Source organism: Streptomyces sp. NPDC002784 (assembly GCF_053592135.1).
Genome location: NZ_JBSFVD010000007.1, coordinates 197,772 through 218,516, shown reverse-complemented (window position 1 = coordinate 218,516; position 20,745 = coordinate 197,772). Strand labels below are relative to the sequence as shown.

19 protein-coding genes and 1 tRNA gene are annotated in these 20,745 nt (G+C 72.7%); 13 read left to right on the top strand and 7 right to left on the bottom strand.

Annotated features, from left to right (window positions below):
* The first annotated feature begins 115 nt into the window (after positions 1 to 115).
* The 3 genes from orn (at position 116) to ACWD1Z_RS16510 (ending at position 1,265) form a co-directional block, all read left to right on the top strand.
* On the top strand, positions 116 to 718 hold the full coding sequence (gene orn, locus ACWD1Z_RS16520) for an oligoribonuclease (RefSeq protein ID WP_451119232.1): 603 nt from the start codon (positions 116 to 118) through the stop codon (positions 716 to 718).
* Positions 719 to 833: 115 nt separating this feature from the next.
* Positions 834 to 906: transfer RNA gene (locus ACWD1Z_RS16515), tRNA-His, on the top strand.
* Between the two features lie 104 nt (positions 907 to 1,010).
* A complete protein-coding gene (locus ACWD1Z_RS16510) occupies positions 1,011 to 1,265 on the top strand; it encodes a hypothetical protein (protein WP_451119230.1) in 255 nt (84 codons plus the stop codon).
* Between the two features lie 5 nt (positions 1,266 to 1,270).
* Here the strand turns inward: ACWD1Z_RS16510 and ACWD1Z_RS16505 are convergent, their stop codons facing one another.
* Positions 1,271 to 2,326 carry a LacI family DNA-binding transcriptional regulator gene (locus tag ACWD1Z_RS16505; protein WP_389415843.1) on the bottom strand — a complete coding sequence of 352 codons (1,056 nt, stop codon included), beginning with the start codon at positions 2,324 to 2,326 and terminating at the stop codon, positions 1,271 to 1,273.
* Between the two features lie 367 nt (positions 2,327 to 2,693).
* Between ACWD1Z_RS16505 and ACWD1Z_RS16500 the strand changes: the two genes are divergently transcribed.
* The 4 genes from ACWD1Z_RS16500 (at position 2,694) to ACWD1Z_RS16485 (ending at position 7,502) form a co-directional block, all read left to right on the top strand.
* The gene (locus ACWD1Z_RS16500; protein ID WP_451119228.1) at positions 2,694 to 4,010 is read left to right on the top strand and encodes an ABC transporter substrate-binding protein; all 1,317 of its coding nucleotides are present in this window, start codon (positions 2,694 to 2,696) and stop codon (positions 4,008 to 4,010) included.
* Positions 4,011 to 4,015: 5 nt separating this feature from the next.
* A complete protein-coding gene (locus ACWD1Z_RS16495; RefSeq protein ID WP_451119226.1) occupies positions 4,016 to 5,035 on the top strand; it encodes a carbohydrate ABC transporter permease in 1,020 nt (339 codons plus the stop codon).
* 10 nt (positions 5,036 to 5,045) lie between these two features.
* Positions 5,046 to 5,945, top strand: coding sequence for a carbohydrate ABC transporter permease (locus ACWD1Z_RS16490; RefSeq protein ID WP_451119224.1), 900 nt, complete (start codon positions 5,046 to 5,048; stop codon positions 5,943 to 5,945).
* A gap of 120 nt (positions 5,946 to 6,065) precedes the next feature.
* On the top strand, positions 6,066 to 7,502 hold the full coding sequence (locus ACWD1Z_RS16485; RefSeq protein WP_451119222.1) for a GH1 family beta-glucosidase: 1,437 nt from the start codon (positions 6,066 to 6,068) through the stop codon (positions 7,500 to 7,502).
* Between the two features lie 66 nt (positions 7,503 to 7,568).
* Here the strand turns inward: ACWD1Z_RS16485 and ACWD1Z_RS16480 are convergent, their stop codons facing one another.
* The 3 genes from ACWD1Z_RS16480 to ACWD1Z_RS16470 all read right to left on the bottom strand — a co-directional run bounded on the left by ACWD1Z_RS16480 (position 7,569) and on the right by ACWD1Z_RS16470 (position 11,223).
* Entirely contained in the window at positions 7,569 to 9,029 is a 1,461-nt protein-coding gene (locus ACWD1Z_RS16480) for a glycoside hydrolase family 18 protein (protein ID WP_451119220.1), read from the bottom strand.
* Positions 9,030 to 9,139: 110 nt separating this feature from the next.
* On the bottom strand, positions 9,140 to 10,537 hold the full coding sequence (locus ACWD1Z_RS16475; protein WP_451119218.1) for a sensor histidine kinase: 1,398 nt from the start codon (positions 10,535 to 10,537) through the stop codon (positions 9,140 to 9,142).
* Complete coding sequence (locus ACWD1Z_RS16470) at positions 10,534 to 11,223, bottom strand: response regulator transcription factor (protein ID WP_389415836.1); 690 nt, start codon at positions 11,221 to 11,223, stop codon at positions 10,534 to 10,536. The genes ACWD1Z_RS16475 and ACWD1Z_RS16470 overlap by 4 nt, the downstream gene beginning before the upstream one ends.
* A gap of 110 nt (positions 11,224 to 11,333) precedes the next feature.
* On the opposite strand from ACWD1Z_RS16470, the gene ACWD1Z_RS16465 reads away from it, so the two are divergent.
* On the top strand, positions 11,334 to 11,858 hold the full coding sequence (locus tag ACWD1Z_RS16465) for a hypothetical protein (protein WP_451119216.1): 525 nt from the start codon (positions 11,334 to 11,336) through the stop codon (positions 11,856 to 11,858).
* A gap of 3 nt (positions 11,859 to 11,861) precedes the next feature.
* On the opposite strand, the gene ACWD1Z_RS16460 is transcribed toward ACWD1Z_RS16465, so the two are convergent.
* Both ACWD1Z_RS16460 and ACWD1Z_RS16455 read right to left on the bottom strand, forming a co-directional pair.
* Complete coding sequence (locus ACWD1Z_RS16460; RefSeq protein ID WP_451119214.1) at positions 11,862 to 12,731, bottom strand: spermidine synthase; 870 nt, start codon at positions 12,729 to 12,731, stop codon at positions 11,862 to 11,864.
* A gap of 36 nt (positions 12,732 to 12,767) precedes the next feature.
* Positions 12,768 to 13,160 (bottom strand): hypothetical protein, encoded by a 393-nt coding sequence (locus ACWD1Z_RS16455; RefSeq protein ID WP_451119212.1) that lies wholly within the window; start codon positions 13,158 to 13,160, stop codon positions 12,768 to 12,770.
* 298 nt (positions 13,161 to 13,458) lie between these two features.
* Between ACWD1Z_RS16455 and ACWD1Z_RS16450 the strand changes: the two genes are divergently transcribed.
* Positions 13,459 to 14,901, top strand: coding sequence for a hypothetical protein (locus ACWD1Z_RS16450; protein WP_451119210.1), 1,443 nt, complete (start codon positions 13,459 to 13,461; stop codon positions 14,899 to 14,901).
* 18 nt (positions 14,902 to 14,919) lie between these two features.
* Here the strand turns inward: ACWD1Z_RS16450 and ACWD1Z_RS16445 are convergent, their stop codons facing one another.
* Positions 14,920 to 15,516 (bottom strand): histidine phosphatase family protein, encoded by a 597-nt coding sequence (locus ACWD1Z_RS16445; protein ID WP_451119208.1) that lies wholly within the window; start codon positions 15,514 to 15,516, stop codon positions 14,920 to 14,922.
* Positions 15,517 to 15,706: 190 nt separating this feature from the next.
* On the opposite strand from ACWD1Z_RS16445, the gene ACWD1Z_RS16440 reads away from it, so the two are divergent.
* From ACWD1Z_RS16440 to ACWD1Z_RS16425, 4 genes are read left to right on the top strand one after another with little or no spacing between them, the layout of a single operon-like run.
* Entirely contained in the window at positions 15,707 to 16,684 is a 978-nt protein-coding gene (locus tag ACWD1Z_RS16440; protein ID WP_451119206.1) for a phosphatase PAP2 family protein, read from the top strand.
* The gene (locus ACWD1Z_RS16435; RefSeq protein WP_451119204.1) at positions 16,635 to 17,768 is read left to right on the top strand and encodes a hypothetical protein; all 1,134 of its coding nucleotides are present in this window, start codon (positions 16,635 to 16,637) and stop codon (positions 17,766 to 17,768) included. The genes ACWD1Z_RS16440 and ACWD1Z_RS16435 overlap by 50 nt, the downstream gene beginning before the upstream one ends.
* Positions 17,759 to 19,351, top strand: coding sequence for a hypothetical protein (locus ACWD1Z_RS16430; RefSeq protein WP_451119202.1), 1,593 nt, complete (start codon positions 17,759 to 17,761; stop codon positions 19,349 to 19,351). The genes ACWD1Z_RS16435 and ACWD1Z_RS16430 overlap by 10 nt, the downstream gene beginning before the upstream one ends.
* Complete coding sequence (locus ACWD1Z_RS16425) at positions 19,348 to 20,682, top strand: AAA domain-containing protein (protein ID WP_451119200.1); 1,335 nt, start codon at positions 19,348 to 19,350, stop codon at positions 20,680 to 20,682. Before ACWD1Z_RS16430 ends, ACWD1Z_RS16425 begins: the two co-directional genes overlap by 4 nt.
* Positions 20,683 to 20,745 lie beyond the last annotated feature (63 nt).

Here is a 20,745-nt window from a genome sequence, read left to right as displayed (position 1 = left end):
CGACGTGACGGACAGCACGCCGGACGGGCCCACCGGCCCGTCCGGCGTTCGCGTGCGCGCCCCCGGCGGTGACACGGGGTGCTGCAAAAGCCGACGTCAGCTTTAGGGTGGTCGCATGAACGATCGCATGGTGTGGATCGACTGCGAGATGACCGGCCTCTCGCTGTCCGACGACGCGCTCATCGAGGTTGCCGCCCTCGTCACCGACTCCGAGCTGAACATCCTCGGCGACGGTGTGGACATCGTCATCCGGCCGCCGGATGCGGCCCTGGAGACGATGCCGGAAGTGGTGCGTCAGATGCACACCGCGTCCGGGCTCCTCGACGAACTCGCCGGCGGTACGACGCTGGCGGAGGCCGAGGCCCAGGTCCTGGCGTACGTACGCGAACACGTCAAGGAAGCGGGCAAGGCCCCGCTGTGCGGCAACTCCGTCGGCACCGACCGCGGATTCCTGCTGCGGGACATGCCGACGCTGGAGGACTACCTCCACTACCGGATCGTGGACGTCTCCAGCATCAAGGAGCTCGCCCGCCGCTGGTACCCGCGCGCCTACTTCAACAGCCCGGAGAAGAACGGCAACCACCGCGCCCTCGCCGACATCCGCGAGTCCATCGCGGAACTGCGCTACTACCGCGAGGCCGTCTTCGTGCCCCAGCCGGGGCCGGACTCCGAGACCGCCAGAACGATCGCCGCGAAGCACGTTCTGCCTGCTCAGTAGCGCCGGGAAGGGCCCGCACCAGGGCCCCCGGAAAAGCCGGGCGCGAGCACCCCTTCGGACCCTGTACACTTTTTCTCGGCCGGTCGGTGAACCACCAGGGAAACCGCCGGTCATGGTGGGTGTAGCTCAGCTGGTAGAGCACCTGGTTGTGGTCCAGGATGCCGCGGGTTCGAGTCCCGTCACTCACCCTGAGTGATCAGCCGGTGACCTTCAGAGGTCACCGGCTGATTGCGTTCCCGGGGGAGGCGTAGGGTCGGGTCATGAGCCGGTTCTGAGGCTTGGGAGGCTCGTCATGGGGGCGCGGCGGATTCATCGGTGGCGGCTGCTGACCTGGCTGGTCCTGACGTTCAACCTCGTCATGCTGCTGTGGCTCGTGGTCGCGCTGGACGCGGTCGAGGGGGAGGCCAACAACCCCTCCAGCCCCACCGGCACCTGGCTGGTCACCGGCGTCTGGCTGACCGGCGCGGTCCTGCTCGGCGCCGCCTGGCTGGTCACCCACCACACGGAACACCCGGGACGTCGCCCCCGCCGGGGTCGGCACCGCTGAGACGCTCAGGACGACGCCCGCTCCTCCAGCTCGGTGGCCAGCACCACCTGCCGTCGCTCCAGACCCCGGGAGACCGCCGGGCGCCGGTCGGCGATCTCCTCCAGCAGCAGGTCGATCATCCTGCGGCCCATCTCCTCGATCGGCTGGCGCACGCTGGTCAGCGGGGGTTCCATGTGCCGGGCGATGGCCGAGTCGTCGTAGCCGACCAGCGCCACGTCCTCCGGGATACGGCGGCCCTCCTCCCGCAGCACCTGCCGGGCGCCCGCCGCCATGACGTCCGAGCCGGCGAAGACGGCGTCCAGGCCGGGCCGGCGCTCCAGCAGCGCGGCCATCGCACGCCGGCCGCCGTCCTCGGTGAAGTCGCCCGGCTCGATCAGCCGCTCGTCCACCGTCTGGCCCGCGTCCCGCAGGGCATCGCGGTAGCCGTCGACGCGGCGCTGGGCGCCGTACACGTCGAGGCGGCCGGTGATGTGGGCTATCTCGTGGCGCCCCCGGGAGATCAGATGCTCCACGGCCTGGCGGGCTCCGCCGTAGTTGTCGGAGTCCACCGAGGTGAGCGTCTCCGCCGCGGATCTCGGGCCGCTGATCACGGCCGGTATCTCCAGCTGGGCCAGCAGATCGGGCAGCGGGTCGTCGGCGTGCACCGAGACCAGCAGCACCCCGTCGACCCGGTGCGCGGCGAGGTACTGGGCGAGCCGCCGCCGCTCGCGGTCGCTGCCCGCGAAGATCAGCAGCAACTGCATCTCGGTGTCGGACAGTTCGGCCCCGACGCCCTTGAGGATGTCGGAGAAGTACGGCTCCGCGAAGAACCGGGTCTCCGGCTCGGGCACGACGAGGGCGATGGCGTCGGTGCGGTTGGCGGCGAGGGCACGGGCCGCGGTGTTCGGGACGTAACCGAGCTCGGCGACGGCCGCCTCCACGGCGGCGCGGGTGGCGTCACTGACCCGGGGCGAACCGTTGATCACCCGGGACACCGTCCCGCGACCGACGCCGGCCCGCGCGGCGACCTCTTCGAGAGTAGGCCGCCCGCCACTCCGCCCCCGCGCACCGTGGCTTGCCATGGGCTCCGCCTTTCGCCGTCGTCTTGTCGCTGGCCTGGAATTTAACAGCCCCGTCCCCGGTCGTGACCGTGCACCGGACGGGCTGCCCGAAGCCGATCGGCGGCGGGAAGCCGGTGGCCGCGCTTCCCGTGCGGCGCCCACGTCCCCCAGTTAACGTCCCGATAACTGAACGCATCTCTGCGCCCCCACGCCCTTGACACCCCCGCCCGGACCGACGACTCTTCAACACATCACTTGTGGGAGCGCTCCCACAGTACCTGACACATACACATCCCGCACGTTCCCCGCCCGAGCCGCAGCGAGAACTAACGGGCCCAACAGTGCAGTTGGCCGGGGGGTCGGCACGTCAGGGCAACAGGAGGACGCAATGCGAGCATCTACCCGAATCCGCCGCAAGGCGGTAGTCCTCGCGGCGGTCGCGTCGCTGGGCACCGGGCTGCTGGCCGGCTGTGCCGACGACGGCAACGACGACGACAGCTCGTCGACCGAGGGCGGTGGCGGCAAGACCAAGATCACCCTTGGTCTGTTCGGCACCGCCGGATTCGAGGAGTCCGGGCTGTACAAGGAGTACGAGAAGCTCCACCCGGACATCGACATCGAGCAGACGGTCGTGGAGCGCAACGAGAACTACTACCCGGCGCTGCTCAACCACCTCACCACCAACAGCGGCCTCCAGGACATCCAGATGGTCGAGGTCGGCAACATCGCCGAGATCGTCCAGACCCAGTCGGACAAGCTGCTCGACCTGTCGAAGTACGGCAAGAAGAGCGACTATCTGGAATGGAAGTGGCAGCAGGCGACCACGCCCGAGGGCCAGACGATCGGGGTCGGCACCGACATCGGCCCGATGGCCATCTGCTACCGCAAGGACCTCTTCGAGAAGGCCGGTCTGCCCACCGACCGCGAGGAGGTGGGCAAGCTGTGGGAGGGCAGCTGGGAGAAGTTCGTCGACGTCGGCAAGCAGTACCAGGAGAAGGCCGGCAAGGGCACCACCTTCCTGGACTCCCCCGGCGGTCTGCTCCAGGCGATCCTCAGTGGTGAGAAGGAGCGGTTCTACGACTCCTCCGGCGAGGTCATCTACAAGACGAACCCGGCCGTGAAGGACGCCTTCGACCTCACCGCCGAGGCGGCCGAGGCCGGGCTGATCGGCAACCAGACGCAGTTCCAGCCCGCCTGGGACACCACGATCGCCAACAGCAAGTTCGCCGCGATGTCCTGCCCGCCGTGGATGCTCGGCTACATCAAGGGCAAGTCGAAGCCCGACGCGGCCGGCAAGTGGGACATCGCCCAGGCGCCGCAGTCCGGCAACTGGGGCGGTTCCTTCCTGACCGTGCCCAAGTCCGGCAAGAACGCGGAGGAGGCGGCGAAGCTGGCCGCCTGGCTGACCGCCCCCGAGCAGCAGGCCAAGCTCTTCGGTGTGCAGGGCAGCTTCCCGTCCACCCCGGCCGCGTACGAGTCGGCCGAGGTGACGAGCGCCAAGAACGACATGACCGGTGACGCGCCGATCGGCACGATCTTCGCGCAGGCCGCCGAGAACATCCCCGTCCAGACCATCGGCCCGAAGGACCAGATCATCCAGCAGGGCCTGACCGACAACGGTGTGGTTCTCGTGACCCAGGGCAAGTCGCCCAAGGAGGCATGGGACAACGCCGTCAAGACCATCGACAACGCCCTGGACCAGTGACCCGTATGACCACTGGGCACGACACCGCCGCCGCGTCCCCCCTCAAGGAGGGGGGCGCGGCCCCGGGCCGCCCGTCCGGCGGCGGTCCGGTGACCGAGCAGGAGCTGCGGCGCCGCAAGCGGCTGTCCCGCCGCTGGCAGCGGGACGTGCGGTGGAGCCCGTACGCCTTCGTCTCGCCGTTCTTCCTGCTGTTCCTCGCCTTCGGCCTGTTCCCGCTGCTGTACACGGGCTGGGCCTCGCTGCACCAGGTGGAGCTGACCGCGCCGACCGACATGAACTGGGTCGGAATGCGCAACTACACCCGGATCTTCGACGACGACTTCTTCTGGAACGCCGCCCAGAACACGCTGACCATCGGCATCATCTCGACCGTTCCGCAGCTGCTGATGGCGATGGGCATCGCGCACATCCTCAACTACAAGCTGCGCGCCTCGACCTTCTACCGGGTCGCCATGCTGGCGCCGTACGCGACCTCGATCGCCGCCGCCTCGCTGGTCTTCGTGCTGCTCTTCGGCCGCGACTACGGCATGATCAACTGGGCGCTCGGTGCGGTCGGGATCGACAACATCGACTGGCAGAACGACAAGTGGGCCTCGCAGATCGCGGTCTCCACGATCGTCATCTGGCGCTGGACCGGCTACAACGCGCTGATCTACCTGGCCGCGATGCAGGCGATCCCGCAGGATCTGTACGAGTCGGCCGCGCTGGACGGGGCGAGCCGCTGGCAGCAGTTCCTCCATGTCACGCTGCCCTCGCTGCGCCCGACGATCCTGTTCACCGTCGTCGTGTCGACCATCGGTGCCTCCCAGGTCTTCGGCGAGCCGCTGCTGTTCGACGCGAACAAGGGCGCCTCGGGCGGATCCCAGCACCAGTTCCAGACGCTCGGCCTGTATCTGTACGAGCAGGGCTGGGTGAACCAGCATCTGGGCCGTGCCTCCGCCATCGCCTGGACGATGTTCCTGATCCTCATCCTGGTCGGGATCATCAACTACGTCATCTCGCGCCGGCTGCGCGCCAGTAGTTAGGAGACCGGCCGTGACGACGACCTTGACGAAACCCGAGGCTCCGCAGGAGCGCCGACGTGTGCGAGGGCCGAAGGCGGCACGGGCCGGCGGGACCCTGCACGCGGGACCGATCGCGTACGTGATCCTCGCGTTGTTCACCATCGGCTCGCTGTTCCCGCTGGTGTGGACGGCGATCGCCGCCTCCCGCGACAACCAGCGGCTGGCCGAGACGCCGCCGCCGTTCTGGTTCGGCGGGAACCTCTTCGACAACCTCGATCTCGCCTGGAACGACGCCAACCTGGGCGAGGCGTTCCTCAACACCACCTTCGTGGCGGGGGTGTCGGCGGTGACGATCGTGTTCCTGTCGACGATCGCCGGGTTCGCCTTCGCCAAACTGCGCTTCAAGGGCCGTAACGCGATGATGCTGATCGTGATCGGCACGATGATGGTGCCGCCGCAGCTCAGCGTGATCCCGCTGTACATGATGGTCGCCGAACTCGACTGGTCCGACCAGCTGCAGGCGGTCATCCTGCCCTCCCTGGTGAGCGCGTTCGGTGTGTTCTTCATGCGGCAGTACCTGATCCAGGCGCTGCCCGACGAGATCATTGAGGCGGCGCGGGTGGACGGCGCGAGCAGCTGGCGCGTGATCTGGCACGTGGTGTTCCCCGCGGCCCGGCCCGCGATGGCGGTGCTGGGGATGCTGATGTTCGTGCAGACCTGGAACGACTTCCTCTGGCCCTTCCTGGTGCTCACCCAGAACGGCAATCCGACCGTGCAGGTGGCGGTCGCGGGCCTGGGCCGCGGCTATACGCCGGACCAGTCCCTGATCATGGCGGGCGCGCTGCTGGGCACGCTGCCGCTGCTGCTCGTCTTCGCGATCTTCGGCAAGCAGATCGTCGGCGGCATCATGCAGGGCGCGGTCAAGGGCTGACGCCGCCGTACCGCCCCCGCTGCCCGGGGGCCGGGTCATCGCCGCTCCGGCCCCTGCTGCCCGCCTCCTCCCCTCTTCCCCTACCCGTAGGTCTCCACGGCCTTCGATGGGAGCGCTTTCATGTCTGAGTCCGTACAGCCGGCGACCCCGGTGACCTTTCCACCCGCCTTCCTCTGGGGGGCAGCCACCTCCGCGTACCAGATCGAGGGGGCGGTGCGCGAGGACGGCCGTACCCCCTCGATCTGGGACACCTTCAGCCATACGCCGGGCAAGACGGCGGGGGGTGAGACCGGTGACATCGCTGTCGACCACTACCACCGCTTCCGCGACGACGTGGCGCTGATGGCCGAACTGGGCCTGACCGCGTACCGCTTCTCGGTCTCCTGGTCGCGGGTGCAGCCGACCGGCCGGGGCCCGGCCGTGCAGCGGGGTCTGGACTTCTACCGCAATCTGGTGGACGAGCTGCTGGCGCACGGCATCAAGCCGGCCGTCACGCTCTACCACTGGGATCTGCCGCAGGAGCTGGAGGACGCGGGCGGCTGGCCGGAGCGGGACACGGCCTACCGGTTCGCCGAGTACGCGCAGATCGTCGGGGAGGCGCTCGGCGACCGGGTGGAGCAGTGGATCACGCTCAACGAGCCGTGGTGCAGCGCGTTCCTGGGGTACGCCTCGGGCGTGCACGCGCCCGGCCGGACCGACCCGGCGGCCTCGCTGCGCGCCGCGCACCACCTGAACCTGGCGCACGGCCTGGGGACTTCGGCCCTGCGCTCGGCGATGCCGGCCCGCAACTCGGTGGCGGTGAGCCTGAACTCCTCGGTGGTCCGGGCGGTTTCGGACGCCCCGGCGGACCTGGCGGCCCGGCAGCGGATCGACGACCTGGCCAACGGCGTCTTCCACGGCCCGATGCTGCAGGGCGCCTACCCGCAGTCGCTGCTGACGGCGACGCAGTCGCTGACGGACTGGTCGTTCGTCGAGGACGGCGATCTGGCGCTGATCCACCAGCCGCTGGACGCGCTGGGCCTCAACTACTACACGCCGACGCTGGTGTCGGCCGCCGCGTCGGCCCCCGCGGGTCCGCGGGCGGACGGTCACGGGGCGAGCGCGCACTCCCCGTGGCCGGCCGCGGAGGACGTCGCGTTCCACCAGACCCCGGGCGAGCGCACCGAGATGGGCTGGACGATCGACCCGACCGGCCTGCACGACCTGATCATGCGCTACGCCCGGCTGGCCCCCGGTCTGCCGCTGTACGTCACGGAGAACGGCGCGGCCTACGACGACAAGCCCGAGCCCGACGGCACCGTCCACGACCCGGAGCGGATCGCCTACCTCCACGGCCACCTCTGCGCGGTCCGCCGCGCCATCGAGGACGGCGCGGACGTGCGCGGCTACTACCTGTGGTCCCTGATGGACAACTTCGAGTGGTCCTACGGCTACAGCAAGCGCTTCGGCGCGGTGTACGTCGACTACACGACCCTGGAGCGGACCCCGAAGTCGAGTGCCCTGTGGTACGGGCAGGCGGCTCGGTCGGGGGCGCTGCCGGAGGTGGAGTCGGTCTGACGGGGGGCGGGGCGCGGCGCTTTACGGGGGGCGCCGCGCCCCGGTGTCTTCCGGCTGCTTGCCCGGCTACTTGTAGGCCGCGAACGCCTTGGCGAAGGCGTTCTTGTCCTGGTCGACGGAGCTGCAGGTCGGGTCGGCCGCCGGCTTCGGGCCGCCGGGGCAGGCCTTGTCGCGGGTCGCCGACCACATGGACAGCCAGCCGAGGCCCTTGGCCTTGGCGAAGTTCACCAGCTGGGTGGCGTCCTCGACCGTGAAGATCTCCGTGACGACGTCGTTGACGCCGATCATCGGGGTGACCGCGACGGTCTTCCAGGCGGCGCTGTCGGAGAGGCCGAGGACGCCCTTGACCTGCGCCTGGGTGGCGGTGGCGGCCTGCTCGGCGTAGGTGCCCATGTCGCCGCTGTAGGCGGGGCCGTAGTCCATCGCCATGATGTTGACGGCGTCGATGCCCACCCCGTTCTCCCTGGCGTCGGCCAGCAGGTCCACGCCGGGCTGGGTCAGGCCCTCCGGCATCACCGGGAGGGTGAAGGAGACGTCCAGGCCGGGGTGGGCCTTCTGGAGCTTGGCGATGGCCTGGGCGCGGCGGGTGTTGGCCGCGGCGTCGGGCAGCGCGCCGCCCTCGACGTCGAAGTCGACCTTGGTGAGGTCGTAGGCGTCCACGACCTTGGCGTACGCCGTCGCCAGCGCGTCCGCCGAGGAGCAGGTCGTCGCCAGTTCGCTGCCGGCCGCGCCGCCGAAGGACACCCGGACGTCGCCGCCCTTGGCGCGCAGGGCGCCGATCTGCGCGGCCACCGCGTCGCTCGCCAGGTCGGTCACCCCGCCCCACTTGGGCGTGCAGCCGCCGCCGTCGGTGACGAACGCGAGGTTGTAGTCCTTCACTCCGGTGGCCTCGGCGGTGGCGACCAGGTCGAAGGCCGGGTAGAGGGAGGTGTCGACGTACGGGGCGAATCCGGCGTTGGTCGTGGTGCCGGTGCCCGTCGACGCCGTGGGTTCGGCGGTGGGGGTGGGGGTGGCGGTCCGGGTCGGGGTGGGAGTCGGCGTCGGGGTCGGGGTCGGGGTGGGCGTCCCGGTCGGGCGGCCGGTGGGCTGCGGCGTCGCGCCCTGGTCGGCGGAGCACTTGACGCCGTCCACGAGGCAGCCGGTGGGGTCGCCGGTGCCGCTGACGACGAAACCGACGGTGACCGACTCCCCGGCCGCGAGACCGTCCTTGTCCCAGGCCGCCGGCGTCACGGTGACGCGCGCCCCGCTGACCCGGGACTCGGCGTTCCACAGCGAGCTAAGCTTCGCCCCCGCCGGCAGGTCGAAGGTGAGGGTCCAGTCGGGCTTCGCCGAGCCGGTGTCGTTGGTGACGACGTACTGCGCGGTGTAACCGGTCGACCAGTCACTGGTCCTGGTGTACGCGGCGCCCACGCCGGCCGCCTGCGCGGTGCCGGTGAGGAAGACGGCGCCGCCTCCGATCACCGCCGCGGCGACGACACCGCCTATCGCCTTGTTCCTGCCGCTGATCCTGCGTCGGTGGGTGCTCATCGCCTGCCTGCTTTCACTGCTCACGGGGGAGGGGGTGCGGCAGCACGCTAGCGGCGCGGAATCGGGCAAACGCCCTGATCGGGGCGGGGCTTGCGGATCTTAGGGCGCGCTTAAGGAAGGGATCGGGGCCGGTTAAAGGTGGAGACCAGTCGGCCGCCGCGGCGTCTGCGCACCCGGTGCCCGCGGCGCTCGGGCGCCCGCCCGTCGAGCTGGATCCAGATCCGCACCTCGGTCCCGCCGAGCACGGAGGACCCGATCCGCACGTCCCCGCCGGTCGACTCCGCGAGCCGGCGCACGATGTCCAGGCCGAGCCCGGTCGACCCGGCGCTGCCCGAGCCCCGTCCGCGGGCCATCGCCGCCTCGGGGTCGGGTATGCCTGGCCCGGCGTCCGACACCAGCACGATCACCGCGTCCTCGCCGTTGTGCACGTCGACCGCGAAGGCCGTGCCCTCGGCGGTGTGCCGGAAGACATTGCCGAGCAGGGCGTCCAGCGCGGCGGCCAGGTCGGCCCGGGCCACGGGTATGCGCACCGGCCGGTCGATCCCGGCCACCCGGACCTTGCGGCCCTCGTCCTCCGCGAGCGCCGACCAGAACGCCATCCGCTCGCGGACCACCTCGGCCGCGTCGCACCCGGCGCCCGGACCGGCCGCGGCCGTCTGCGGCTTGGCCTCCCGGGCGGTCCGGATGATGGTGTCGACCTCCCGCTCCAGCTGGGCGACGGCGGCCCGGGTCTGCTCGGCGGCGGGGCCGTCCCCGAGCGAGGCCGTGTTGAGCCGCAGCACGGTCAGCGGGGTCCGCAGCCGGTGCGACAGATCGGCGGCCAGCTCCCGCTCGTTGGCGAGCAGCTGGACGACCTGGTCGGCCATGGAGTTGAACGCGGCGGCGGCGAGCCGCAGTTCGTTCGGCCCCTCCTCCGGCACCCTCGCCCCGAGCTTGCCCTCCCCCAGTTCGTGCGCGCCCTCGACCAGGCGCTGGGCGGGCTGCACCATCCGCACGCCGAGCCGGTCGGCGACGGCGACCGAGCCGACGATCAGCGCGACCCCGACGGCGGCGAGGACCGCCCAGGCCGTCGAGACGCCGTTGCTGACCTCGGCCTCGGGGACGTAGACCTCCACGACCGCGATCTCGCCGGAGCTGAGCGCGACCGGCTGCAGGAGGGTGGAGCCGCCGGGCACCTCGGTGGTGGAGGCGCGGCCGAGCCGCCGTACGGTCGCGATGTCGTCGTCCGCGGCGCGCTGCCGGCCGATGCCGACGGCCTGCGCACCGTCGGCCGCCGGTATGTGCACGGCCATCTCCGCCTCGGAGCCGGCCGAGGCCACGACGCGTTCGAGCTGGTCGCGGTCGGTGGTGATGGACAGCGCCGGGGCGACCGCGGCGGCCTCCCGCTCGGCGTTGGAGAAGGCGCGGTCGCGGGCCATCTCCTTGATGACGAGTCCGAGCGGCACGGCGAAGGCCAGCACGACCATGGTGGTGACCGCCAGCGAGACCTTGACCAGGGCCCACCTCACAGCGGTGGCTCCAGCTTCACGCCGACCCCGCGCAGGGTGTGCAGATAGCGCGGGCTCGCGGCGGTCTCGCCGAGCTTGCGGCGCAGCCACGACAGGTGGACGTCGATGGTCTGGTCGTCGCCGTAGGACTGCTGCCACACCTCGGCGAGCAGTTCCTTGCGGGGGACGACCACTCCCGGGCGGCCGGCCAGGAAGGCGAGCAGGTCGAACTCACGGCGGGTGAGGTCGAGCCGGGCACCGTCCAGTTCGGCCTGGCGGCGCAGCGGGTCGACGGTGAGGCCGCCGACGCGCAGCACGGAGGAGGGGGCGGCCTCGGCGCCGTGGGAGCGGGCCCGGCGCAGTACGGCGGCCATCCGGGCGGACAGGTGATCGACGGAGAACGGCTTGGTCAGATAGTCGTCGGCGCCCGCGTTCAGCAGCCGGACGACCTCCGTCTCGTCGTCGCGGGCCGTGGCGATGATCACAGGCACGTCGGTGATGCCGCGCAGCATCTTCAGCGCCTCGGACCCGTCCAGATCGGGCAGACCGAGGTCCAGGATGACCACGTCGAAACGGAAATGGGCGACCTCGCGCAGCGCCTCCAGGGCGGTGCCGACACTGCGCACGGTGTGTGCGGCGTCGGTCAGATGCCGGATGAGGGCCGAGCGCACGAACTGGTCGTCCTCGACCACGAGCACACTTGCCATGCGCCGCACCGTACGCCATGCGGGCGAGCCCGGTCGGGGCCTGTGGACAACTCCCGCGCTGGGGACAACCGGGCGACACCTGTGGGACGCGTGAGGCAGTATGGCCCGCAATGCGCAGAGGACTCGTACACGTACTGGCTTGGTCGCTCGCCACGGGCGCGGCGGTCACGCTGTCGTGGTGGGGCGTGCACACGGTCATGGCGGGCACGGCCTACGACCCCCCGCGCGCCCTGCCCATCTCGGCGGGCGACGCGACGACGCAGGAGTCGAAGCCGCTGGCGTCCTCCACGCGGCGGGCGACGCCGACCGAGTCCGCCTCGCGGAAGAACCCCGCCCCGAAGCCGTCCCCCTCCGGCACGCCCCGCCCGTCCGGCCCGCCCACCACCGCCCCGGCCCCCTCCCCCACCTCCTCCGGCCAGGTCAAGAGCTACGACACCGAGGGCGGCCGGGCGGTGTTCGACCTCGGCAGGACCTCCGCGACGCTGGTGTCGGCGACGCCCGGCACGGGGTGGTCGATGCAGGTGTGGAAGACGGAGTCGTGGATCCGGGTGGAGTTCGCGCGAGGGGCGGACCGGGTGTCGGTCTTCTGCACCTGGCACGACAGCGCGCCGCGGGTGGAGATCGGGAATTACTAGGGCCTAGCGGAAGACCGATGCCGGGGGTGCCGGGGAGGCCACCGCCGCGGCGTCCGTGACGGGGGACGCGCCGCCGGTGAAGTCCGTGAGGTTCCTGCCGTGCTCGACTCGTCCCGGGTGCGGGTCCGACGCGGCGCGCCGGGTCAGTTCGGCGATCGGGAGCGGCTGGTCGGCGGCGACCAGGACGGCGTTGCCGAAGCGTTTGCCTCGCAGGACCGTGGGGTCGGCGACCAGGGCTAGCTCGGGGAAGCGGGCGGCGGCGGTGGCGATCTGGCCGCGCAGATGCGCCAGCGGCGGTCCGTCGGCGAGGTTGGCGGCGTACCAGCCGCCGGGGCGCAGGGCGCGGCGCACCTCGTCGAGGAACTCGGTGGACGTCAGATGGGCGGGGGTGCGGGCGCCGCTGAACACATCGGCGATGACGAGGTCGGCCCAGCCGTCGGGCACCTTGGCGAGCCCTTCGCGGGCGTCCGTGGAGCGCACCCGGATCCGGGCGTTGCGGTCCACCGGCAGTTCCCGGCGCACGAGTTGGACGAGCGGGGCGTCCCGCTCGACGACCTGCTGGGTGGAGCGGGGGCGGGTGGCGGCGACGTACCGGGCGAGGGTGAGGGCGCCGCCGCCGAGGTGCACGGCCTGGACGGGTCTGCCGGGCGGGGCGACGAGGTCGATGACGTGCCCGAGCCGCCGCTGGTACTCGAAGGAGAGGTAGGCCGGGTCGTCGAGGTCGACGTGCGACTGCGGCGCCCCGTCGATGAGCAGCGTCCAGGCGCGCGGCCGGTCCCGGTCGGGTATCAGCTCGGCAAGCCCTCCGTCGACGGCCTCGACGACGGCTTCGGTGGCCGCCTCGTGGCGCCTGGAGTTCTTGGACCTGCCCATTGGCCCATTATGCGGAGCGGCGGGCGGTCGTGCCCGTCACCGGCAGTTGTCCGCCGCCTCGATCAGCCGCGCGGCCTCCCCGAGCGCTGCCCGCAGCACCGCCGGATCCGTCGCGAGGTCCGCCTCGCCGGGCGGCAGCAGCCAGTCGGAGCCCGCCACCGGCGGCTCGGGAGCCAGGGTCAGCCCCCGGCCGTCGGTCTGCGTGCAGGTGCTGCCCGGCACGTCCCAGGCCGCCGCCGTCCCGGCCGGCACCACGAACCCGAGGGTGCCGCAGCCGTCGTCGTGCAGGACGGGTCCCACCGCGTCCCCCGCACCGCGCCGGAGGATGTCGACCGCCTCCAGCCCTTGCCTCGCCGGCACCGTCACCAGGTCGCAAGCCGCTCCCGTGCACGTCGGCGTGCAGGGATCGACGCTCTGTCCGGTCGCCATTCCGGCCTCCTCCACGGAACCCCTCCTCGAAACGAGCGGGTCGGGAGTCGGGCGGCTCCCGGTCCGTGTGGTTCAACGTGTCACCGCGTCAACAGCTACGGCACAAGTGCGCCGCAAAGGATGGCAGTTCATGGCAGATGCTGGATGAGATCTCCGGTTTGTAGCCAAACACTGCGTGGCGGGTCCGACACAGCAGGTACGTTCTTGCCCGCCGGACACCAGGGGCACTAAGCGAACAAACCGCCCAAGTGCCCACCGGTCCGGCATGGTTCGACGGTTCGCACGAGAGGACCCGGCCATGATGTCGTCGGAGCTGGACTCGACCCAGCCCTCAAGACCACCCCGACCGAACCTCGCGTTCCGGCAGTTGCGCGGCCGGCGCTCGCCGGCCGAGTTCGCCGCGGCGGTCCGCAGGGCCGCGCGCGAGATCGGGGAGCGCGTCAGCTGCGACGCGCGCTACGTCGGCAGGGTCGAGGCGGGCGAGATCCGGTGTCCCAACTACGCGTACGAACGGGTGTTCCTGCACATGTTCCCCGGTCGCACGCTCACCGACCTGGGCTTCGCGCCCCGCTCGTCCGTCCGCGGGCGGCGGACGCGTGAGGCCGAGGACGGGCCCCTCTCGCACCTCCCGAGCCCGGCACATGCCGCGGGTGAGACGCGGGGGGCGTACGAGCCGTATGACACGCAAGACCCGTACGACCCGCACGAGACACCCGAGGAGAGCGACGTGCTGCGTCGCGCATTCATGACCGGCGGAGGCGCCACGGTGGCCGCCGCCTCGCTCAGCCCCTTCGCGCTCGCCCTCGACGCCACGGCCGCGCAGCGTCCCGCGCGGCGGCTCGGGACGAGCGAGGTGGAGGTGGTGGAAGAAGCGGTCCGCAGAATCCGGCTGCTGGACGACCGGCACGGCGCGGACGGCCTGTACCGGCGCGCGGCGGCTCCGTTGCGCGCCGCCTACGAGCTGCTGGACGCCGGTACCACGCGGCACGCGGCGGGTGAACGGCTCCACTCGGGCGCGGGCGAGCTGGCCATCTCGGTCGGCTGGCTGGCGCACGACTCGGGCCGCTTCGACGACGCGCGGTCCCACTACGCGGAGGCGCTGGCGACCGCCCGGATGGCCGGCGACCCGGCGCTGGAGGCGCACGCCTTCTGCAACATGTCGTTCCTCGCGCGGGACGCGGGCCGCCCGCGCGAGGCGGTGCGCGCGGCGCAGGCCGCCCAACGCGTCGCCCGTCCCCTCGGCTCCGCGCGCCTGATGTCCCTGCTCGCGCTGCGCGAGGCGGGCGGCTGGGCGGGGCTCGCCGACCGCACGGGCTGCGCCCAGGCACTCGCGCGTGCCCAGGCCCTGTTCGACCGGGGCCGCTCGGACGCCGACCCCGAGTGGATGAGCTTCTACGGCGAGGCGGAGCTGGAGGGCCTGGAGGCGCAGTGCTGGTCGACGCTGGGCGACTGGCACCGGGCGGCCCGGCACGCGGGGCGCGCGGCGCACCTCCAGGACCCGCACTTCACCCGGAACACCGCCCTGTACACGGCGGAACTGGCGGACGACCTGGCGCGGGGCGGCCACCCCGACGAGGCCGCGGCGGCGGGCCTGCGCGTCCTGGAGCTCCTCAGCGAGGTCCAGTCGTCCCGGATCCAGACGATGCTGGCGGGCACGGCCCGGGTGCTCCTGCCGCACCGGCGGGCCTCGGGAGTGTCGGCGTTCCTGGAGAAGCACGCGAGCGTGCCGAGAGCGGTGTGAGCCGGGGGCTCCGTCCGGTCAGCCCGGCAGATGGCCCGTGTCGTTCCAGCTCTCCAGCGCCGGCTCGCCGTACGCCCAGCCGAGGACCGAGAGCGAGGTCGGGTTCAGCCTGATCCGGGCGGCGAAGTCCAGCGGCAGCCCCAGCCAGCGGGCGCCGATGGACCGCAGGATGTGCCCATGGGCGAAGACCAGCACGTCCCGGTCCGCGGACCGCGCCCAGGACACCACCTCGTCCGCCCGCGCGGTGACCTCGGCCAGGGACTCGCCCCCGGGGACACCGTCACGCCAGATCAGCCAGCCGGGGCGCACGGCCTGTATCTCCGCCGGGGTCATGCCTTCGTAGGCGCCGTAGTCCCACTCCATCAGCGTGTCCCACCCGGCGGCGCGCTCCCCGAACCCGGCCAGCTCGCACGTGGCACGCGCGCGTGCCAGCGGACTGGTCCGCACCTCCACCCCGGGCAGCCCGTCCAGCGGCGCCCGGTGCAGCCGCTCCCCGAGCAGCTTCGCCCCCCGCTGTCCCTCCTCCAGCAGCGGCACATCGGTCCGCCCGGTGTGCTTGCCGGACAGCGACCACTCGGTCTGTCCGTGCCGGGCCAGCAGAATGCGCGGTGCCATGGGGTGCAGAGCCTTTCCAGGAATATACGAGGCGGAACCCATCCATCATCCCGCACCCTGTGAGAGGGCAACCCGGCGGGCGATCTCTGCGTCTATCAGGGCCGGGGGCGCCCGACGGAGGCGTGCACGTACACCGTAAAGTGGCCTGTCCGGGCAACCGGCGCCACGACGACAAGGGGGAGGCGATCGGATGCCGCACGCCGAGACACCGGGCATACAGGCGGCACCGCGAAGCCGTCTGCGCTGGTGGACCGAGCTGCCGCTGATCGCATTGGTGTACGCGTGCTACTCGGCGGGCCGCCTGCTCGCCCGCGGTGATGTCACCTCGGCCGTCGACCACGGCCTGGCCATCCTGCGCATCGAGAAGGTGCTGCACCTCAACGCCGAGCACCCGCTCAACCGCCTGTTCACCCGCGAACCGTGGCTGGGTGTGCCCGCCGACTTCTGGTACGCCTCGCTGCACTACCTGATCACCCCGGTGATCCTGGTCTGGATCTTCAGGTCCCGCGCCGCGCACTACCGCGCCGCCCGCACCTGGCTGATGACCTCCACCTTCATCGGCCTGATCGGCTTCACCCTGCTGCCGACCTGCCCGCCCCGGCTGCTGTCCCCGACGCACGGCTTCGTGGACACGATGGCCCAGTACAGCTCGTACGGCTGGTGGGCGGGCGACGCCAGCGCCCCAAAGGGCCTGGGCGGTCTGACCAACCAGTACGCGGCGATGCCGAGCCTGCACTGCGGCTGGGCGCTGTGGTGCGGCGTCATGCTGTGGCGGTACGGCGGGACCCGGCTCGCCAAGGTGGCCGGTGTGGTCTACCCGCTGGTGACGGTGATCGTCGTCATGGGCACCGCCAACCACTACTTCCTGGACGCGGTCGCGGGCGCCGCGGTGATGGGCGCCGGCCTGCTGCTGACGCCGTACGTCCTGCGCTGCGCGGAGCGGGTCCGGGCGCGCTTCGAGGGCCGCGGCAGTCTGATCGCGGCCGGCTCGGCCCGGCCCGCCGCAGGGGCCTCTCCCGCCGCAGAGACCTCGATTGTCAGTGGCGGATGCCAGACTTCCGCGGGTGAGCGATTTCCACGGCAGCGCGAGTCACGGTTCGAGTCCGGAGCCGAGCCGGGTGCCTCCCCCACGGACGCGGGGGACGGCGCTGCGGCACCGGCTCGCTGAGCTGCGCGGTCCCGAGGTACCGGCCAAGGCGCTGGACGCCCGCGCCCTGGCCGCCCTCGCCGCCAACCCCGGGTGCAGACGGCGCGCCGTCCTGGACGGCGCGGGGGTGGACAAGACGGCACTGGCGAGCGCGCTGGGCGCGCCCTCGGCCTTCGGTCAGTCGCAGTTCGCCCTCACCCGGGGCAACGCCTTCGAGGCGAAGGTCAAGGCGGACGGCGGCGCGGAGCTGCTGCGTCTCGTGCACGAGAAGCTGGACCGCTCCGCCGAGCCGCCCGCGCGGGCGCAGGTGCCGGACCTGTCCGCGACCGGCCCCGAGGGCCGCGCGGCCCGCACGGCGCTGGCGCTGCGCGAGGCGGCCGGGGCGCCGGGCGCCTGGACCCTGCTGGACCACCCGATGCTCGCGCTCGACGTGGCCGGCTCCCCCGCCTTCCTGGAGCCCGACGCGGTGGTGGCGCACCCCGACGGCAGCTGGACGGTCGTGGAGATCAAGTCCTTCCCGATGCTGGACGGCTCCGCGGACCCGTCCAAGGTCGGCGCCGCGGCCCGGCAGGCGGCGGTGTACGTCCTGGCCCTGGAGCAGGTCGCCGCCCGCATCTCCCCGCCCCCGCGCGTGCGGCACCGGGTCCTGCTGGTGTGCCCCAAGGACTTCTCCAACCTCCCCACCGCCTCCGCCGTCGACATCCGCAAGCAGCGCGCGGTGACCGCGCGTCAGCTGGCCCGGCTCACCCGGATCGAGGAGATCGCCGACGCCCTCCCCGAGGGCACCTGCTTCGACCCGGAGCTGCCCGCCGCCGAGCTGACGGCCGCGGTGGAGGCCGTTCCGGCGGCGTACGCGCCCGAGTGCCTGTCCGCCTGCGAGCTGGCCTTCCACTGCCGTGACCGCTCCCGCTCGGCCGGCGCGGTCACCTCGCTGGGCCGTTCGGTCCGGGCCGAACTGGGCGGTCTGGCCACCGTCGAGGACGTCCTGGCGGCGGCCCACGGCACCGCCGGGGACCCGGCCGATCCGGCGGTGGCGGCCCTGCGCAGGGCCGCCCGGCTGCGGGCCGAGGCGCTCGGCGCCCGGGAGGCGGCCCCGTGTCCCTGATCGCCACCCTCGCCCGCCTGGAAGCGGTCAGCACCGGCCGCGCCCAGCCCTCGGCCACCGTCCGCGACCGCCGGCTCTCCGAGCGCCCGCTGGTCTTCGTGCCGCTCACCACCGCCGGTGAGGCCGGCGCCCCGCTCGGCGCCCTGGTCGGCACCGACCGGGACGCGCCCCGGCTGCTGGTCGTACCGCAACCGCGCGACCGGGACCTGCGGTTCGCGTTCCTGGCGCAGCTGGCCGATGTGGTCCTGCCGCACATCGAGGCGTACACCGAGGCCGTCGAGACCGCCGAGCGCACCGACACCGACCCGGAGACCGGCAAGCGCGTCAAGGTCGAGGTCGACCTGTGCGCGGACGCACCCCAGCTGATCGTCCCGAGCCGCGCGGGCCTGGACTTCGTACGCCTGCTCGGCCGCTCCATGCGCTTTCGCCGTACGGCGGAGCAGGACCCGGAGACGCCCTACCCCGCGCCGCCCCGGGTGCCCCTGCTCGGCCGGTGGCTGACGCACTACGGCGAGCGGTCGCGGGTGCCGGGCTCCTCGCTGCTGCTGGCGATGACCGACCTGCTGGCCCGGCACTGGGCGACCGGGCAGTCCACCCTGGAGGACCAGCATCTGGGCGCGCTGCTCGCCTGGATCGACCCGCCGGACGGCGAGTCGGGCGCCGAGGCCGCCCTGCGCGCGGAGCTCGCCCGGGACGAGCGGGGCCAGCTGTGGTGGCCGCCCGCGGGCCCGGCCACCGACCCGGCGTTCGACAACAAGCTGCTCGCCCCCGCCATCGAGCGCTACGACCGTGCCCGCACCGCGTTCGCCGCGGCGGAGGACGGTCTGCAGGCGGACACCCGCCTCGGCGCGCTGACCGACGCCGAGCGGGAGATCCGCGCCCTGGTGGAGGGCGTCACCCGGCCGACCTGGGACGCGGTGTGGCAGGGCCTGGACCTGCTGCGCACCCGGCTGCCCGAGGCCGGGCTCCACGTCGAGGAGCGGTGGACGCGCGACCGCTGGTCGTTCACCGCCCACCGGGACCGGATCACGGCCGGTGAGCCCCCGCAGCCGCGCCGCGACGACGCGGTGACCGCGGCGAACAAGCTCGCCGCGCGCGAGCGCGAGCAGGCCCGCCTGGAGGCGCAGGAGGCACTCGACGACCCGCTGGTGATGGCGGGGCGGCGGCTGGCCGGGGAGGCGTTCGCGGGCGAGGTCGTCGAGGTCGTCATGGCGTACAGCGAGGGCAAGCGGCCGAGCCCGCGCCCGCTGGTCACGGTGCGCACGGACGACCGGCCGCGGCTCGGCGAGCGGATGAAGGTGTACCGCTCGCTGGGCGGGAAGCCGCAGTCGGCGGAGTTCGTGAGCGGCGACGGCGATCTGCTGGTGCTGCGGGTCCTGGACAAGATGGGGCGCGGCAAGGAGCCCGAGGCGGGGTCCGTGCCGGAGAAGGGCGACCTGCTCTGCTTCACCCTGTTCGAGCACGAGCAGCGGGGCGGGGCGAAGCTGCCCGATCCGGAGCAGACGCCGTGGACGCACGGCGGGCCGCCCGGCGAGGCCGTACCGGAGCCCGCCGATCAGCCGACCGAGGAGGACGTCCTGTGACCGCCGTGTTCGACCCGGGTGCGGCGGCCGCGCAGGCCACCGACGCGATCCTCGCCGACACCCTGCGCGGCACGCACCGCGGGGTGGTCGTCGACTCCCCGCCCGGGGCCGGAAAGTCCACGCTGGTGGTGCGGGCGGCGCTGGAACTGGCCGACGCGGGCCGCCCGCTGATGGTCGTGGCGCAGACCAACGCCCAGGTCGACGACCTGGTCCTCCGGCTCGCCGAGAAGAACCCCGACCTGCCGGTGGGCCGGCTGCACAGCAGCGACGCCGACCCCTACGACAAGGCGCTGGACGACCTGCCGCACGTACGCAAGTCGGCGAAGGCGGCGGATCTGACCGGGCTGCCGGTGACCGTGTCCACGGCCGCGAAGTGGGCGCATGTGAAGGTCGACGAGCCGTGGCGGCACGCGATCGTGGACGAGGCGTACCAGATGCGGTCGGACGCGCTGCTGGCCGTGGCCGGGCTGTTCGAGCGGGCGCTGTTCGTGGGCGACCCGGGGCAGCTGGACCCGTTCGCGATCGTGGGCAGCGAGCAGTGGGCGGGGCTGTCGTACGACCCGTCGGCGTCCGCGGTGACCACGCTGCTCGCGCACAATCCCGAGCTGCCCCAGCACCGGCTGCCGGTGTCCTGGCGGCTGCCGGCGTCGGCGGCGCCGCTGGTCTCGGACGCGTTCTACCCGTACACGCCGTTCCGCAGCGGCACCGGCCACGACGACCGCCGCCTCGCCTTCGCCGTCCCCTCCGACGGGTCGGGCCCCGACCAGGTGATCGACGAGGCCGCCGAGGCGGGCTGGGGCCTGCTGGAACTGCCCGCGCGGCACACCCCGCGCACGGACCCGGAGGCGGTGCGGGCGGTCGCGGCGGTCGTACGGCGGCTGCTGGACCGGGGTGGCGCGGCCACCTCGGAGCGGTCCCCGGACCCGGCGCCGCTGACCGCGGAGCGGATCGCCGTCGGCACCGCGCACCGCGACCAGGCGGCGGCGGTGCGGGCGGCGCTCGCGGAACTCGGCGTGCGTGACGTCACCGTCGACACGGCGAACCGTCTTCAGGGCCGGGAGTACGACGTGACGGTGGTCCTGCATCCCCTGTCCGGCCGGCCCGACGCCACCGCGTTCCATCTGGAGACGGGCCGCCTGTGCGTGCTCGCCTCCCGCCACCGGCACGCCTGCATCGTGGTCTGCCGAGCGGGCGTGACCGACCTCCTCGACGACTACCCGTCCACGGAACCGGTCCAGCTGGGAACCCTCGTGAAGTTCCCGGACGGCTGGGAGGCGAACCACGCGGTCCTGGCCCGGCTGGCGGAACACCGGGTCCCATGGCACCCCTGACCGACACGCCCCGGCGCCGTGCGCACCGGGAAAGCGCCGGAGGCGACCCGCCCTCTTGCGCGG